Genomic DNA, 17,387 nt, shown 5'->3' with positions numbered 1-17,387 from the left:
GCGCCAATAAATATTTGTAAACTAAGGTTAGCCATTAGTCGCAAGCCTTGAAAATAGGCGCTAATTTGTCGGCAAGAGAATTGTAATTAATGGATTTCACCTATATAATCGGGCCGATCTAAATTCTTTTTTTTGCATTCAATTATTAAGTGTAGAAATATAATTTGAATCGAAAGGGGGTTATCTAACCGAGTAAATTAGTTAGGTAGCGTAAAAAACAAATAAGTTGAATGCTCCAAGAGCTCCTTAGGCGACAATCGTGAAAAAACAACGTCCTGTAAACTTAGATTTGTCAACAATTAAAATGCATGCAGCAGCTAATGCTTCTATATTACACCGAGTATCAGGTGTAATCATGGTGTTTGCTATTGGTATTTTATTGTGGACGCTTTCTTTATCCCTATCTTCTGCTGAAGGTTTCAGCCAAATAGAGGCACTACTTAGTGGTGTATTCTTCAAAATAATTATCCTTGGTACGCTTTCTGCTCTTATCTATCATCTACTTGGCGGTATTCGTCATTTAATTATGGATTTAGGTTATTTTGAAGAGTTAGCTTCGGGTAATGCTACAGCAAAATTTGTTATCGCACTTTGGTTAGTGCTTACTGTAGTGGTAGGAGTTAAATTATGGTAAACAATGCAGCAACAGTAGGCCGTAGTGGCGTACATGACTTTGTACTTGTTCGTGCAAGTGCAATAATTTTAGCATTTTATACTTTATATCTTGTCGGTTTTTTCGTTATAACCCCAGATGTAACTTTTGAAATCTGGCAGTCATTTTTTAGTGGTTTTGGCACTAAAATATTTACAATCTTAGCACTTATTGCGTTATTAGTGCATGCGTGGATTGGTGTCTGGCAAGTACTTTCCGATTACATTAAACCAGCGCTTTTACGTGGCGGTTTGCAATTTTTCTTTTCTGTTCTGTTGCTAGTATATCTTGTAGCAGGCTTATTAACTGTGTGGGGTGTGTAAGTGAACGTTCCAATTCGTGAATTCGACGCCATTGTTATTGGCGCAGGTGGTGCAGGTATGCGCGCTGCCTTAGCAATATCGGAATCAGGCAAATCTTGTGCTTTGATTTCAAAAGTATTTCCTACTCGTTCTCATACGGTATCAGCGCAAGGCGGTATTACCGTAGCCTTGGGTAATGCTCATGAAGATCATTGGGAACAACATATGTACGATACGGTTAAAGGTTCTGATTATATCGGTGACCAAGACGCTATCGAATATATGTGTAAAACGGGTCCAGAATCCATTATCGAATTAGAGAAAATGGGCTTACCTTTTTCTCGTACCGAAGAAGGTAAAATTTACCAACGTCCATTCGGTGGTCAATCTAAAAACTTTGGTGGCGAACAGGCCGCACGTACAGCAGCAGCAGCTGACCGTACCGGTCATGCATTGTTACATTGCTTGTATCAACAAAATGTTAAAAACAAAACTAACGTCTACTCAGAATGGTACGCTTTAGATTTAGTTAAAAATAGTGACGGTGCCATTGTTGGTAGTACGGCTATTTGCATTGAAACAGGTGAAATAGTTTACTTTAAAGCCCGTGCAACAGTACTTGCTACTGGTGGTGCTGGTCGTATTTATGCATCAACCACTAATGCTCATATCAACACTGGTGACGGCGTTGGCATGGCGGTTCGTGCTGGCATACAAATGCAAGACATGGAAATGTGGCAGTTCCATCCAACAGGTATTGCCGGTGCTGGTACGCTAGTAACTGAAGGTTGTCGTGGCGAAGGTGGTTACCTGCTTAACAAAGACGGTGAACGCTTCATGGAACGTTACGCGCCAAATGCTAAAGATTTAGCAGGACGCGATGTTGTAGCTCGATCTATGATGACAGAAATCCGTGAAGGTCGTGGTTTTGACGGTCCTATGGGTCCACATCTTAAGCTTAAACTTGATCATTTAGGTCGTGAAACGCTAGAAAAACGTTTGCCAGGTGTTTGTGATTTATCTAAAACATTCGCTCATGTTGATCCAGCGGTAGAGCCTATTCCAGTTATACCAACATGTCATTACCAAATGGGTGGTATACCTTGTAATGTCAATGGTCAAGCAATTAACTTCAACCCAGAAACGGGTAAAGAGACGATTGTAGAAGGCTTATTTGCTGTTGGTGAAATTGCCTGTGTATCAGTTCATGGTGCAAACCGTTTAGGCGGTAACTCTTTACTTGATTTAGTAGTATTTGGTCGTTCTGCAGGTAATTTCTTAGGGACTTACCTAAATGATACCCAAGCAGGTACAGATGCATCTGAGTCTGACTTAGAGGCTTCATTAGCGCGTACAAATCGTTGGGAGTCATCTACTAAAGGTGAAAGTCCATTCCAGATCCGTAAAGATCTACAAAAGTGCATGCAATATAACTTCTCAGTGTTTCGTGAAGGCGATGCCATGGCTGAAGGTATGAAAGAATTAACAGAAATTCGTGAACGTATTCAACATGCCAGCCTTGATGACAAGTCTTCAGAATTTAACACTGCGCGTATCGAGTGTTTAGAATTAGACAACTTGATGGAAACTGCTTTTTGTACGGCAAAAGCTTCGAATTTCCGTACTGAATCACGCGGTGCGCATGCGCGTGCAGATTTTTCTGTTCGTGATGATGAAAATTGGTTATGCCATAGTATTTATACGCCAGAAACACAATCTATGTCTAAGCGTCAAGTAAATATGGCACCGGTCCACCGTGAAGCTTTCCCTCCGAAAGCAAGAACTTACTAAGGAGAACTATCGATGAAACAAATTTTTTCGATATACCGTTACAACCCTGATGTTGATAACAAGCCTTACATGAAAGACTATGAGCTGGAAATTCCAGAAGGCTCAGACATGATGGTACTTGACGCTATCACGTTATTAAAAGAAAAAGATCCATCATTATCATTTCGTCGTTCATGTCGTGAAGGTGTTTGTGGCTCTGATGGTATGAATATTAATGGTAAAAATGGTTTGGCTTGTATTACACCTTTATCTGCTGTTCCAGCAAAGAAGATTGTTTTACGCCCATTGCCAGGTTTACCGGTAGTGCGTGATTTAGTTATTGATATGACTCAGTTCTATAATCAATATGAAAAAATCAGACCTTACCTTATTAACGATGGTAAAGCGCCACCTGCACGTGAGCACTTGCAATCTATTGAAGAACGTGAAAAATTAGACGGGCTTTATGAATGTATTTTATGCGCATGTTGCTCATCATCTTGTCCTTCTTTCTGGTGGAATCCTGATAAATTTATCGGTCCAGCGGGTTTATTACATGCTTATCGTTTTCTTATCGATAGCCGTGATACTGCGACAGAAGAACGTTTAGATGACCTACAAGATGCCTACAGTGTATTTCGCTGCCACGGTATCATGAATTGTGTTGACGTTTGTCCGAAAGGATTAAACCCAACCAAAGCTATTGGCCATATTAAGTCAATGTTGCTAACCAGAGCGGTTTAATTTAATCATCCGAGTGCTTTCTAGCGAATGTGCTCGGATATTTTATTTTAACCATATGTTTTGATTGCTTTTATCCCATAAAGGAACAGGCAATGCCCGAAGGTGCTATGAAGGCTTGGATAGAGTCTTCCCATTTAAGTGGTGCAAACGCTGCTTATATTGAAGAATTATACGAATCTTATCTTAATAACTCACAATCTGTTACTGCAGAGTGGCGAGGTATTTTCCAACAACTTCCTAAAATTGAAGGTGCTGACGTTGAATATCGGCATTCTGAAATCCGCGATGAATTTAAAGAGCTGGCCCAGCAAACACAAAAAACCGTGGTTGTTTCAGGTGGCAGTGACGCTAAGCAAGTAAAAGTTTTACAGCTGATCAATGCTTTTCGTTTTCGCGGACATCAAAATGCTAACCTTGACCCTTTAGGGTTATGGAAACGTGACAAAGTACGTGACCTGCAATTATCTCACCATGATCTATCAGAAAATGATTTTGATCGTGAGTTTAAAATTGGTTCTTTGGCGACTGGCCATGACTCAATGAAACTTGGTGACTTATATAAAACCCTTAAAACGACTTATTGTGGCTCTATTGGTGCAGAATATATGCACATTAACTCCACTGATGAGAAGCGTTGGTTACAACAACGTTTGGAATCAGTGCAGTCACAAGCTGTACTTAGCGTTGAAGAGAAAGAAGAAATATTTAAGGGATTAGTTGCGGCTGATGGACTTGAAAAGTACTTAGGGGCAAAATTCCCAGGTGCAAAACGCTTCTCTCTTGAAGGTGCTGATGCGCTAGTCCCCATGTTGAAACAACTCATCACTCGTGCCGGTACACAAGGCGCCAAAGAAGTCGTCATGGGTATGGCCCACCGTGGTCGTTTAAATGTGTTAGTTAATGTGATGGGTAAGAACCCCTCTAAGCTATTTGACGAGTTTGCTGGTAAGCATGACGAAATATTATCTTCTGGTGATGTTAAATATCACCAAGGTTACTCGTCTGACTTTGTTACCCCAGGTGGAAATGTTCATTTAGCACTCGCCTTTAATCCATCGCATCTTGAAATTGTTAACCCTGTGGTTATCGGTTCTGTGCGTGCACGATTAGACCGTCGTGATTGCAATGAGGGTGATTTAGTATTACCCATCACCATTCATGGTGACTCGGCAATTGCTGGCCAAGGTGTCGTGCAAGAAACCTTTAATATGTCGCAAGCACGGGCATTTAAAGTTGGCGGTACTATTCGTATCGTGGTGAATAACCAAGTAGGCTTTACGACATCAAGTTCAGAAGACACCCGCAGTGGTGAATACTGTACTGAAGTGGCAAAAATGGTTTCAGCACCGATTCTTCACGTTAATGGTGATGACCCTGAAGCGGTGATCTTAGCAACACAAATCGCCCTTGATTATCGTAATGAATTTAAACGTGATGTGGTGATCGATCTAGTTTGTTACCGCCGTCATGGTCATAACGAAGCCGATGAGCCTAGTGCCACTCAGCCAGTTATGTACAAAAAAATTAAAAAGCATGCTACTCCCCGTCAACTTTACGCTGATAAGCTTAATGCTGAAAACTCGCTTAACAAAGCGAGAACTGATGAGTTAACCGCTTATTATCGTAAATTGCTTGATGAAGGCCAATGTACTGTAGAACAGTGGCGTCCGATGACAGAACATTCTGTTGATTGGTCACCTTATATTGGTCATAACTGGGATGACGACTACGATAAAGAAATTTCGCTTGAGAAGTTAAAAGAGCTTGCGAATAAAATTTCGACTATTCCAGATGGTTTTCCAGTACACAATCGCGTAAATAAAATTTACGATGATCGTGTGAAAATGGCCAGTGGCGAAAAATTACTAGATTGGGGCATGGCAGAAAACTTAGCATATGCCTCAATTGTTGATTTAGGCAAGCGTGTTCGTTTGACCGGTCAAGACTCAGGTCGTGGTACGTTTTTCCATCGTCATGCCGTTTTACATAATCAAGACGATGCTAGTTGTCATTTACCATTGCAACACATTAGAGAAGGTCAAGGCCCATTTAATGTCAATGACTCAGTATTATCAGAAGTATCAGTACTAGCATTTGAATATGGTTATACTACAGCAGAGCCAAGTGGCTTAACCCTTTGGGAAGCACAATTTGGTGATTTCGCTAACTGTGCACAAGTGGTATTTGATCAATTTATCAGTTCAGGTGAACAAAAGTGGGGTCGTTTATGTGGCTTAACTATGTTGTTACCTCATGGCTATGAAGGTCAAGGCCCAGAGCATTCATCTGCACGTTTAGAACGCTTTTTACAACTGTGTGCTGATCACAACATGCAAGTGTGTGTACCTACAACACCTGCACAAGTGTTTAATATGTTACGACGCCAAGTGGTTCGCCCTATGCGTCGTCCATTGGTGGTTATGTCACCTAAATCATTATTGCGTCACCCGATGGCCGTTTCTTCATTAGAAGAGCTTTCTACCGGTGTTTTCCATAATGTTATTGGTGAAGTTGATGAGCTTGATGCTGACAGTGTTGAACGCGTAGTGTTCTGTAGTGGTAAAGTTTACTACGAACTACTGGATCAACGCCGTAAGAATGAGCAAACTAATGTTGCCATCATTCGTGTCGAACAATTATACCCGTTCCCAGAAGATGAGCTAAAAGTTGAAATTGCAAAATATCAGCACGTTAAGCAATTCGTTTGGTGTCAGGAAGAACCGCAAAATCAGGGTGCTTGGTACTGTTCACAGCATCACTTTAGAGCGGCTATCCCTGAGAAAGGCTATTTGACATATGCAGGTCGTAATGCTTCTGCAGCACCAGCTGTAGGTTATATGTCAGTACATGTAAAAGAACAACAGGCGCTAGTTTATGACGCGCTTAATGTGGAATAGACCCTCTTTTTTATAAAGAGATTAATTAAGAGTGTGTAAGGAATTATATAAATGACAACCGAAATCAAGGTTCCCGTTTTACCTGAATCAGTTGCAGATGCAACAATAGCGACTTGGCATGTACAAGTAGGCGATAAAGTAACTCGCGATCAAGTATTAGTAGATATCGAAACTGACAAGGTGGTACTTGAAGTACCAGCAACATCAGATGGCGTTATTACTGAAATATCTCAAGCTGAAGGTGCTACAGTTTTAGGCGAGCAAGTTATTGCTATTTTGTCTGAAGGTAAAGCATCTGAAAGTAAGAGCGAAGAAGCCACAGCCACCGCAAGTGCTCCTAAAGCATCAGACAGTGCAGTTAAAGTGATTGATATCGTTGTGCCGGTATTGCCAGAATCAGTTGCTGATGCAACTGTAGCTTCTTGGCATGTTGCTGAAGGCGATACAGTTACTGTTGACCAAAATTTAGTTGATATTGAAACTGATAAAGTCGTTTTAGAAGTTGTCGCCCAAGAAAATGGTGTTATTGGTAAAATAATCCATGTTGAAGGTGATACCGTCTTAGGCAGTCAAAAACTTGGTGAGCTTAACGCCGGTGCAACAGCAAGTTCAGCGCCAGTTGCTTCAGCTGAAGAAGCTATTGGTTCTGACGAACTCGCTAGCCCATCAGTACGTCGTTTAATGACCGAGAAAGGTCTAACGGCTAGTAATGTTACTGGCACAGGTAAAGGCGGTCGTATTTCTAAAGAAGACGTAGAATCAGCTGCCCTTGCAGCTAAAAGTGCGCCAAAAGCAGCACCAGCTAAAGCAGCGGCGCCAGCGCCAACTGCACCAGCTTCTGCCGCATTAGGTGAGCGCACACAAAAACGTGTACCTATGACACGTTTGCGTAAAACAATCGCGACACGTTTACTAGAAGCGAAAAATTCTACGGCTATGTTAACCACGTTTAACGAAGTTAACATGAAGCCAATTATGGATCTTCGTACGCAATATAAAGACGTGTTCGAGAAAACGCATGATACCCGTTTAGGTTTTATGTCGTTCTACGTTAAAGCGGTCACTGAAGCACTTAAGCGCTACCCAGCAATTAATGCCTCAATTGATGGTGATGATATTGTGTATCATAACTTTTTTGATATATCGATTGCCGTATCTACGCCACGTGGCTTAGTTACACCGGTATTACGTGATGCAGATCAACTCAGCATGGCGGGCATCGAGAACGGTATTCGCGCCTTAGCAATTAAAGGTCGTGACGGAAAATTAACCATGGACGAAATGCAAGGTGGTAATTTTACTATCACTAATGGCGGCGTTTTTGGTTCATTAATTTCAACACCTATACTTAACTTGCCACAAGCGGCAATTTTAGGTATGCACAAAATCCAAGACCGCCCAATGGCTGTTGACGGAAAAGTTGAAATTTTACCTATGATGTACCTAGCACTTTCTTATGACCATCGTTTAGTCGATGGTAAAGAATCAGTAGGTTTCTTAGTAACAATTAAAGAGCTGTTGGAAGACCCAACACGCTTGTTGCTAAACATATAGTAAGTAGTAATAATAAAATCTATTGTTCGATCTAGACTATAGTATTAGGCTCTAAGGACTATGTTCTTTAGAGCTTTTGTACTATACTCTTTCGACTTTTTTCGATGGTAGTAATTTAATGATTATTGCCATTTTCATCTACAGATAAATGGATAAAACACCATGAATTTGCATGAATATCAAGCGAAACAATTATTCGCTGAATATGGTTTACCAGTTTCTGAAGGGTTCGCTTGCGATACTCCTCAGGAAGCGGCTGAAGCGGCTGATAAAATCGGCGGCACAATGTGGGTTGTTAAAACTCAAGTACACGCCGGTGGCCGTGGTAAAGCTGGCGGTGTTAAGCTAGTTAAAACAAAACAAGAAATCAAAGATTTCGCCCAAAACTGGTTAGGTAAGAACTTAGTTACTTACCAAACTGACGCAAACGGTCAGCCAGTAGCTAAAATTTTAGTAGAAAGCTGTACAGATATTGCTAACGAATTATACCTTGGTGCTGTTGTTGACCGCGCAAGTCGTAGAGTAGTATTCATGGCCTCTACTGAAGGCGGTGTTGATATCGAGAAGATTGCTGAAGAGACTCCTGAGTTAATTCATCAAGCTGAAATCGATCCACTTGTTGGCGCTCAACCTTACCAAGCACGTGAATTAGGCTTCAAGTTAGGTTTAAACCCAACGCAAATGAAGCAATTTGTTAAGATCTTTTTAGGTCTTGCAAAAATGTTTGAAGATTTCGATTTTGCCTTATTAGAAATCAACCCGTTAGTTATTACTGACGAAGGTAATCTTCACTGTTTAGATGGTAAAATTGGTATCGATGGTAATGCTTTATACCGTCAACCTAAAATGCGCGCGTTCCACGATCCATCTCAAGAAGATGAACGTGAAGCTCATGCAGCACGCTTTGAATTAAACTACGTAGCCTTAGACGGTAACGTTGGTTGTATGGTTAACGGTGCAGGCCTAGCAATGGGTACTATGGATATCGTTAACTTACACGGCGGCAAGCCAGCTAACTTCCTAGATGTTGGCGGCGGGGCGACTAAAGAACGTGTTTCTGAAGCATTCAAAATCATTCTTTCTGACGACAACGTTAAAGCTGTTTTAGTTAACATCTTTGGTGGCATCGTTCGTTGTGACATGATCGCTGAAGGTATTATTGGCGCGGTTAAAGAAGTAGGCGTTAAAGTACCTGTTGTAGTACGTTTAGAAGGTACTAATGCTGAACTAGGTCGTGAAGTTCTTAAAAACTCTGGCTTAGATATCATTGCTGCTGAGTCATTAACTGATGCAGCGACTAAAGTTGTAGCAGCTGCGGAGGGCAAATAATGTCTGTCTTAATTAACAAAGATACTAAAGTAATCTGTCAAGGTTTCACTGGTGGTCAAGGTACATTCCATTCAGAACAAGCACTTGAGTACGGTACACAAATGGTTGGTGGCGTAAGCCCAGGTAAAGGCGGTCAAACGCATTTAGGCCTACCAGTATTTAATACAGTACGTGAAGCAGTAGAAGCAACTGGCGCAACAGCAACAGTTATCTACGTACCAGCTCCGTTTTGTAAAGATGCAATTTTAGAAGCTATTGATGCAGGCATCGAGCTTATCGTTACTATCACTGAAGGTATTCCAACTTTAGATATGGTTGACGTTAAAGCTAAGCTTGATCAATCTGGCGTTCGTATGATCGGTCCTAACTGTCCAGGTGTTATCACTCCGGGCGAAACTAAGATTGGTATCATGCCAGGTCACATCCATTTACCAGGTAAAGTTGGTATTGTTTCACGTTCTGGTACATTAACGTACGAAGCCGTTAAACAAACAACTGATGCTGGTTTTGGCCAATCTACTTGTGTAGGTATTGGTGGCGACCCTATCCCAGGCACTAACTTCATCGACGTATTGGAAATGTTCCAAAACGATCCACAAACTGAAGCAATCGTAATGATTGGTGAAATTGGCGGAACTGCTGAAGAAGAAGCTGCGGAATATATCAAAGCTCATGTTACTAAACCTGTAGTATCTTACATTGCTGGTGTTACTGCACCAGAAGGTAAGCGTATGGGTCACGCTGGCGCGATTATCGCCGGTGGTAAAGGTACAGCTGATGAGAAATTTGCAGCACTAGAAGCGGCCGGTGTTAAAACTGTACGTTCTTTAGCTGAAATTGGCTCAGCACTTAAAGAGAAAACAGGTTGGTAATCAGCTTTTGATTGCAAACTGTTATTCTTAATAAAAACCCGCTTTTAGCGGGTTTTTTGTTTTTATCTATATCCTGTATATCTTTTAGGAATTGCTAGGTCATTCGAGTTTTATAGTCACTGTTGAAACACATAATATAACCACTATTTCTTTTTACAAATATTGAAATAGCATTCCAAAATTTGATCTATAAATTGACGTACAACTTTTCCAGGATTTTCTTTTACTGTGATAATTTTAGCTTTCTTATATTTTTTAGTTGGCTTCCAGTCTTTATTATGAACTCCAAATGATAATTGATCTCCCCATGTACCTATATTTATCAATTCTATATTACTATCCAACTGCTGGGATTTTTGATTAACCCTTGCGGAAACGTATAATTTTATTTGTGGTTTGGATTCTCTTGTTAATTTGCGACCTTTTTTATCGTCTGTCTGCCCCAAAATTGACATGGCTTTAGAAAATTTAAATCTTTCAAAATAAAAAATGAAACCAACTTTATTTCCTGTACTTTCATCTTCGAGATTGAGACTTAAATACCAAGTATTGGTCACCTTCCTATCTTCTAATATATCTAAATATTGACTAAAAGATAACATTTCATATTCTTTAATTGAAAATTTTACATTTGGAATATAGCTCTCAATTTCTCTAATGTTTTCTTTTAGTAATGCTCTAAATACAGAAATTTGATTTTTCCAAACTTCATACTGAAATGCATATGTTTCTTTAGCTTTATGATATACATCTACTGATATTTCTTTAGATTCATCCTCAGGTGTTTTTAATAGCTTCTTATAGCTATTTTTCCATGCTATCTGTCTTTCACTTTCATTAATAAATTCTTCATAAATACTGACAGTTTCTCGAATACTGTCGACTATTAATTCAATTAACCTACCAATGTTCCCCTTATCAGCCTCAATCAGAGAGTTATAATAATTATCTCTATTAGTTATTTTAATAATGACTTCAGGATAACCTTTTTGTAATAAGAAAAAATTCAAAAAAAGACGAGATACCCTGCCATTACCATCACTAAATGGATGAATCCATGTTAGCCAGTGATGTAAGATTGAAGCCATAATTAAAGGAGAGTATTTATGAGCGTTCCTATTCATCCATTTAAAAAGATGCTCTATATGTGAGTCAACTGTCAAAAAAGATGGTGGATTATGATCAGAGTTTTTTATAGTTACTTCATCACGACGAAAAGCTCCTGCTGGGATATTAGGAATATTTTCCATAATCAATCCATGCAATTCCAATAATGTGCGTCGAGTTAACGGTTCACTTCCATCTATTAATGAATACAAATACTCTGTTGCATTAGCTAGAGATTGCGCTTCAATTTCATCTTTTAATGGCCGTTCGTTTACAACCATCTTATCTAGTATTAACTCAGTCTCACGTAAACTTAATTTATTACCTTCAATGGCATTGCTATTATAAACTTGAGAAATTAGTAACTGTTTTTTTAACTTACTATCTAAATCATTGTCTAAACCTTTATCTCTGCGTTGATTCAAATCTTCTATTACTTTTTCAATGTTTTGCAAAGACTCTTCTAAATCTACATTTAATTTGAAATTTGGAATATCATAATCCATTGAAATACCTTTTAAAAAATATACCCGACTAAATAAATATTATCATATAATCTCAAATTAGTTAGTGGTTAAATCAACTATTAACTAAACCGACGCTAATATTAAAATTTATCAGGCCACCCATAACAACTGCATTACATTTATCTTATTAAACATGAGGTTATGTCGATGCTATTTCTAAATTAATGGTTTTGAGTTTACTTACTGGTCCTGCATCGGTGTGCCGACTGCACCGCAAGGGAGGCTGACGCCGACCTCCCTCGGCTCTGCTGTTCCTCCATGACGTCCAATATTCTTCTACGTACCAGTGCTGATGGCACATTCGTGTGCCAACAACGCTTTCCATGCCAGTGATACGTGAATATTGGCCATCATTGGGGGGTTTAATGAAGCATAATTTATCAGGCCACTCATAATAACTGCCTCATATTTAGCTTAGTAAACTAAGAATTAGATGGCTACGGGTTCCCAATTAATTGTTTGGAGTTTGTTTACTAGTTTGGTGTCGGGGTGCCGACGACACCCAGAAAAGAGAAGGGAGACTAGCGCCGCTCATGCTTCTTTGGCTCTGAACTCCCTCGGCGCTGCTGCATTAAACGTGTTTCCTCCATGCTGTCCAATATTCTTCGACGTACCAGCGCTGAACGTGCATCCATGCCAGTGAAAGGTGAATATTGGCCATCAGTCCGGCGTTTAACGAAGCAGACTTGGTGTTTGGTTTATCGTTCGTAATTCTCCATTTGTTCATCTAGAAAATAATACTTCAACGATCGCTAGATCCCATCTCAGCAACGGAAGCTGAATCTAGAAAAGTGCGATGCTTATCGGAGCCATGCATGGCGTAGACTGCCGTGTGAAGGGACGATTTTAGGCAGGAATAAACATTGCGCCGCTTATTTTTAAAGAAAAGTGAGTTGGAGTGTTCTGCTGAGTCGGGCGCCATGGGGAGTCCAAAGGCCGAGTTTAATAGGAGCAGCGTGTAACGCCCCTCTGGGTGTTGTCGGCACCGCGACGCCAAGCAGACAAAAGAACTCCAAGCGGATAAGTACTAATATAAAATAAACAATAAATACTGTTGATTTTACAACTAGGTTACATTGGTTTCCCTGGTCTCGTTACAACCATTAAATAGATTTCATTTACTTTTGTTTATTTCTATTCTATTTATTTAAAACATTGCCGTTTATAATGCCGCATTAATTTTATAGCTTTGAAGAGTAATATGAACTTCCCAAAAGATGAAACCGGTAAAGTATTGTTTGAAATGCAAAAAGCGGGTATCGATTTAACCGTTATGCATACTATTGTTTTTTTTCACTTATTTGAAACACAAGAACAAGCAGAGGCTATGGCAGCTCATCTTGCTGAAATAGCACCTGATATTATTTGTGATGTTCACATTAATGAAGATCCAAAAGCATGGGATTTAGATTGTGCAATAAAAGTTATCCCTCTTTATGATGCAATTATTGCTCAAGAAGCTCAGTTTGAACAAATAGTAACTCAGTTTAATGGTTATACGGATGGCTGGGGAATTGAAGCTTAAATTACTCATGTTTTAGCTAACTTATCAAGTCACCCATAATAATTTTGTCATATTTAGGTTAGCAAACTAGGGATTAGGTGGTTCTTGGTTTTAAATTAATAGCTTGGAGTGTGTTTACTGGTTTGGCGTCGGGGGTACCGACGACACCCAGAAAAGATTAGGGAGACTAGCGCCGTTCATACTTCTTTGGCTCTGGACTCCCTCGGCACTGCTGAATTAAACGTGTTTCCTCTATGATGTCCAATATTCTTCGAGGCACCAGCGCGGATGGCACTGCGTTTCTTGCCATCCATAGCACCGCGCTTTCACTGATATCCATGCCAGTGATATGTGAATATTAGTCATCATTCCGGCGTTTAATGAAGCAGACTTGGTGTTTGGTTCTTTTCTTGAGTTTATTCTTTAATATTTCAATAAATAAGTTTGCTAAATAACCACACCATAGAACTCAAAAACTCCTGATCCCATCTCAGCAACAGAAACTTAATTTAGATAAGTGCGATGTTTATCAGAGCCAGGGATGGCGGAGACTGCCGTGTGAAGAAACTATTTTCGGCAGGGATAAACTTCGTGCCACTTATGTTTAAAGAAAAGTCAGTTGGAGTGTTTGCTGAGTAGGGCGCCATGGAGCGGGAGTAGGGAGTCCAGAGGCCGAGTTTAATATGAGCAGCGTGCAACGCCTCTCTGGTGTTGTCGCCACTGCGACGCTGAAATATAAACTCAAAGCTTTTAAATTTTGAATATACTACATTGCCGCTGTGCCGACAGTAGCCAAAGATAGGTTGAAACAACCCGCTCTCTGATTGCTGTTTTAAAGCTAATTATTACTCAAAAGTGCGTGCCAGTATTACTTTTGCTTCTTTTCGCGCTAAACAACTCGCTAATGGTTTGTCGTTAAACATTTTTTTAGTTACTTGTTTTGACACCGTTTTCACTTCTTGTTCATTCCAGTTAATGACAACTTTGCAGTTAATGACAACTTTGCAGTTAATGTTATCGCTACTTTCACTGTAGATAATCTTAACTGAATCAGAGCGGTTGATAAGTATCTTGTATGGATATCCCATAGCAGAGGTTAATTTTTCATAACTTGTAGTTTTTGATTTTTCTGCATTGGCTGAAATTGAAATAATTGATACTAATGCAATAACTATTAATCTTGAGTTAAATATATTCATAACGTTCTCAATGTAGGTAGTGAGTGATAGCAATAAAATTACTCCTTGTATTAGCAAGCTACAAACGATATAAACTTAACAATACTTAAGATTTTCTAATGTCATTGTTGGTGTTAGGTCGAAATAAACAGGTAAAAATATTATGCGTATGCCGCCACTGAAATCATTACAGGTATTTTTATCTGCCGCTAGGCACAAGAGCTTTAAGGCGGCTGCTGAAGAGTTATTTGTCACTCAAGCGGCGATTAGCCAGCAAATTAGAATTTTAGAAAGCTATTTTGCCACGCCTTTGTTTATACGTGAGAACAAGCAAACACAGCTCAATGCTCAAGGTTTGCGATTATTCCCATTTATTGAAAATGCCTTTGAACAGATAAAACTGGGAGTTAATGCGGTTACGGGTGAGCCTAATGCTAATGAATTAAAAGTTAGCGCGTTACATTCTGTTACCTCGCTATTGTTGTTACCAAACATTAATATTTTTCAGGAAGAAAATAGCGAAATATGTGTGCAATTTGCACCAAATAATAACCTAGAGTCATTTATGCAAAATGGCGTAGATGTAGCGATCCGTCGTGGTTTTGGTGAATATCAGGGGTTAGGCAGTCGTAAACTCACCGATGATGAAATTATCTTAGTTGCTAGCCCTTTATTAGTTGGAGTGGATAGCCAAGATCCGACTGAAATTTTTACGCTACCTTTACTTGAAGATACCAGTAGTGATATTCAAGAGGCGATTAATGACTGCTGTAAACAATTTCACATTAATAAAGCTGAATTGAGCAGCAGCATACGAACAACAGATGCATTACCTATTATTCAAAATGTGCTAGCAGGTCAGGGCATTGCGTTTGTTAGTCGCGCTTTAGTTAATCACAATATTAAAATGGGTCAGTTAGTCAATGTTTTTGATTACGCTTATGCTAGCTCACGTGCTTTGTTTTTAGTTGCGCCTGAGCACCATTTTAACTGGCCAAAAGTGCAACGTTTTGAACAATGGGCTAAGGCCTTGTTTGTCTCATAAAAAACAGCCAGTTCACATCTTTGTATATCTTCAACGAGACAATAATTTAGCCGCTTTATCACCATAATTGTATTCACAGTCTTAATAGAGCCGGCTACATACAGTGTGTGGTTTTTGTCGGCTTTGAAAGTAAAAGCAATTTACCTGTAGTTAGTAACTGCTTACAAAGTAAAATGAAATGTGCGAAGTAGCTTAGTGTTAAATGCTCAAAGTTAGGACAGAACCAAGGTACTATAAGGCTTAACTTAGATTAGTTTTTTCCGTGTAATTGGTCTATTATATTTTTAACAAATCAGAGCTTTAAACAGTTCATTGGCAATCTATAGGAAAATAATAATGAAAAAACTATTCAAGGTAATGCCCCTAATTTTAGTCCCTTTTTTGAGTGTTATATCGCTATCTTCGCTCTCATCTAACTTGCCAGTGCATGGCCCTATTACTTTTGCTACCTATGATAGTAATGGTGACGGGGTCATTAGTGAGCAAGAGTTTGACCAAGTCAGAAGTGAGCGTATGGCAACGAAAAAATCTGGCAAAGGTCACAGCATGGAACCAGGACGCAGAAAAGCCGATGGTATGAGTAAAGGCAGAAATATGGCTAGCTTCACCAAATTCGATTTAAATGGTGATGGTGTTATCTTAAAACAGGAATTCTCTGATGCTAGAGCTGCAAGAAAAAAAGCGGGTGTCAAACAAGGCTATCCTATGCGCAATCTCGCTAATGCCCCTAGCTTTGAAGATATTGACAGCGATGGTAACGGAAAAATATTGTCGGAAGAGTTTGCTCAGTATCATGTTAATCAACGAAAAAATATGATGAAAAAGTAAATGCTGACTCTAGGGTGGGGTTTATAACCTCGTTGAATTTTTAATGATATGGGCTCAATGATTTAGCTAAGTTAGCAGTGCAATAAAAATAAATTTTATTGCACTTTACTATTGCACTTTACTAGTACAAATAACGCAATAAGTAACGGCTAGTTATTTTTATGTTGTACTTGATAAACGCTTTTAAAAGCCAGTACCTTTGGGGAATTTATTTCTTTCTTTAGCATAACTTAATAGGTATTCAACACACAGAAGGCTTCATTATTAATTTGTATTTTTAATTAAAAATAACAGTTTCACTCCTACTCTTACTTTAGCCACTGCTCCAGCCTCAATTATTACACTGGATTCTGGGACTTCAACAGCGCTATCATCATTATTGTTACAACCTATTTGAAGAACTGAAGCGGTTAAAACGATTAAACCCAAGATGTTTCCAACGGTAAGTTTTCATGTTTCTTCCCTGTATTAGTCTGTGTCAAACTAACTAATTTCTCTGACAATATAGTTCAGAGAAATATCATGCTAGATCAAAAGTATGGCAATTTAGCAAAATTTTTGTGATGAACAGGTGACAAGTATTAGTCATGTCATAACTGTCTTGACTAAAAGTTGCTTTAAAGCTTTAGACCTAAATAGATAATAAAACGACTAACATTACTACGCCATACTTAAGTGCAAGCTGCTAAGCTTTTGTTGCTATCAAATAAAACCAACCAAGTTAACCTATAGAGTTAACCAAATTGTCATATTTCATTCAAATAACTGTCATATAAATTGATTAGTTTAGAGGAAACAATCAATAGGAGTATTTGTGATGCAATCTAAAGAATGGCAAGAAGAAAACCTTAATGATATCGATGCTTACTTCGATAATCAGAAGAAAAAAAATAGTAAACAGGCTAAGCGTAAGTGGCAAGAAATAGAGGCTTTTAAGGAAAAACAAAGAATGCAGCGAGAAATGGCATCTTATGATGATTATGTAACACATTAATATGGAATGTATTAATACTCAGTTATATTATGTTGGAGCGCAAATGATTGACATTTTTTTGTCGTAGTTTGCGTTCTTTAATTT

At 39.1% G+C, this 17,387-nt stretch carries 15 protein-coding genes; 12 read left to right on the top strand and 3 right to left on the bottom strand.

What is annotated here, in order from left to right; all coding sequences use genetic code 11:
* The first annotated feature begins 259 nt into the window (after positions 1-259).
* The 8 genes from sdhC (at position 260) to sucD (ending at position 10,120) form a co-directional block, all read left to right on the top strand.
* On the top strand, positions 260-634 hold the full coding sequence (sdhC, locus tag H4J65_RS10580; protein ID WP_182137702.1) for a succinate dehydrogenase, cytochrome b556 subunit: 375 nt from the start codon (positions 260-262) through the stop codon (positions 632-634).
* The gene (sdhD, locus tag H4J65_RS10575; protein ID WP_182198133.1) at positions 628-975 is read left to right on the top strand and encodes a succinate dehydrogenase, hydrophobic membrane anchor protein; all 348 of its coding nucleotides are present in this window, start codon (positions 628-630) and stop codon (positions 973-975) included. Before sdhC ends, sdhD begins: the two co-directional genes overlap by 7 nt.
* On the top strand, positions 976-2,745 hold the full coding sequence (sdhA, locus tag H4J65_RS10570) for a succinate dehydrogenase flavoprotein subunit (RefSeq protein WP_182137704.1): 1,770 nt from the start codon (positions 976-978) through the stop codon (positions 2,743-2,745). It abuts the gene before it with no gap.
* Between the two features lie 12 nt (positions 2,746-2,757).
* A complete protein-coding gene (locus tag H4J65_RS10565) occupies positions 2,758-3,468 on the top strand; it encodes a succinate dehydrogenase iron-sulfur subunit (RefSeq protein ID WP_182188871.1) in 711 nt (236 codons plus the stop codon).
* Positions 3,469-3,560: 92 nt separating this feature from the next.
* The gene (locus H4J65_RS10560; RefSeq protein WP_182137708.1) at positions 3,561-6,365 is read left to right on the top strand and encodes a 2-oxoglutarate dehydrogenase E1 component; all 2,805 of its coding nucleotides are present in this window, start codon (positions 3,561-3,563) and stop codon (positions 6,363-6,365) included.
* Positions 6,366-6,416: 51 nt separating this feature from the next.
* The gene (gene odhB, locus H4J65_RS10555) at positions 6,417-7,919 is read left to right on the top strand and encodes a 2-oxoglutarate dehydrogenase complex dihydrolipoyllysine-residue succinyltransferase (RefSeq protein ID WP_182137709.1); all 1,503 of its coding nucleotides are present in this window, start codon (positions 6,417-6,419) and stop codon (positions 7,917-7,919) included.
* A 162-nt stretch (positions 7,920-8,081) separates the two neighbouring features.
* Entirely contained in the window at positions 8,082-9,248 is a 1,167-nt protein-coding gene (sucC, locus tag H4J65_RS10550; protein WP_182137710.1) for an ADP-forming succinate--CoA ligase subunit beta, read from the top strand.
* Positions 9,248-10,120, top strand: coding sequence for a succinate--CoA ligase subunit alpha (sucD, locus tag H4J65_RS10545; protein ID WP_182137711.1), 873 nt, complete (start codon positions 9,248-9,250; stop codon positions 10,118-10,120). The genes sucC and sucD overlap by 1 nt, the downstream gene beginning before the upstream one ends.
* A 143-nt stretch (positions 10,121-10,263) precedes the next feature.
* On the opposite strand, the gene H4J65_RS10540 is transcribed toward sucD, so the two are convergent.
* Entirely contained in the window at positions 10,264-11,733 is a 1,470-nt protein-coding gene (locus H4J65_RS10540) for a Fic family protein (protein WP_182198132.1), read from the bottom strand.
* 1,222 nt (positions 11,734-12,955) lie between these two features.
* Here H4J65_RS10540 and H4J65_RS10535 point away from each other — a divergent pair.
* Positions 12,956-13,279, top strand: coding sequence for a ribonuclease E inhibitor RraB (locus H4J65_RS10535; RefSeq protein WP_182198131.1), 324 nt, complete (start codon positions 12,956-12,958; stop codon positions 13,277-13,279).
* 824 nt (positions 13,280-14,103) lie between these two features.
* Here H4J65_RS10535 and H4J65_RS10530 read toward each other — a convergent pair.
* A complete protein-coding gene (locus tag H4J65_RS10530) occupies positions 14,104-14,457 on the bottom strand; it encodes a hypothetical protein (RefSeq protein WP_182198130.1) in 354 nt (117 codons plus the stop codon).
* A gap of 142 nt (positions 14,458-14,599) precedes the next feature.
* Between H4J65_RS10530 and H4J65_RS10525 the strand changes: the two genes are divergently transcribed.
* Complete coding sequence (locus tag H4J65_RS10525) at positions 14,600-15,481, top strand: LysR substrate-binding domain-containing protein (protein ID WP_182198129.1); 882 nt, start codon at positions 14,600-14,602, stop codon at positions 15,479-15,481.
* 336 nt (positions 15,482-15,817) lie between these two features.
* The gene (locus H4J65_RS10520; protein WP_182198128.1) at positions 15,818-16,309 is read left to right on the top strand and encodes an EF-hand domain-containing protein; all 492 of its coding nucleotides are present in this window, start codon (positions 15,818-15,820) and stop codon (positions 16,307-16,309) included.
* A gap of 264 nt (positions 16,310-16,573) precedes the next feature.
* On the opposite strand, the gene H4J65_RS10515 is transcribed toward H4J65_RS10520, so the two are convergent.
* Positions 16,574-16,738, bottom strand: coding sequence for a hypothetical protein (locus H4J65_RS10515; protein WP_182198126.1), 165 nt, complete (start codon positions 16,736-16,738; stop codon positions 16,574-16,576).
* A gap of 388 nt (positions 16,739-17,126) precedes the next feature.
* On the opposite strand from H4J65_RS10515, the gene H4J65_RS10510 reads away from it, so the two are divergent.
* Positions 17,127-17,303 (top strand): DUF3545 family protein, encoded by a 177-nt coding sequence (locus H4J65_RS10510; RefSeq protein WP_182137715.1) that lies wholly within the window; start codon positions 17,127-17,129, stop codon positions 17,301-17,303.
* Positions 17,304-17,387: the final 84 nt, after the last annotated feature.

Source organism: Colwellia sp. MB02u-9 (genome assembly GCF_014077085.1).
GTDB lineage: Bacteria > Pseudomonadota > Gammaproteobacteria > Enterobacterales > Alteromonadaceae > Cognaticolwellia.
The sequence above is the reverse complement of the archived record's forward strand: the minus strand, read 5'-3'. Positions and strand labels throughout refer to the sequence as shown.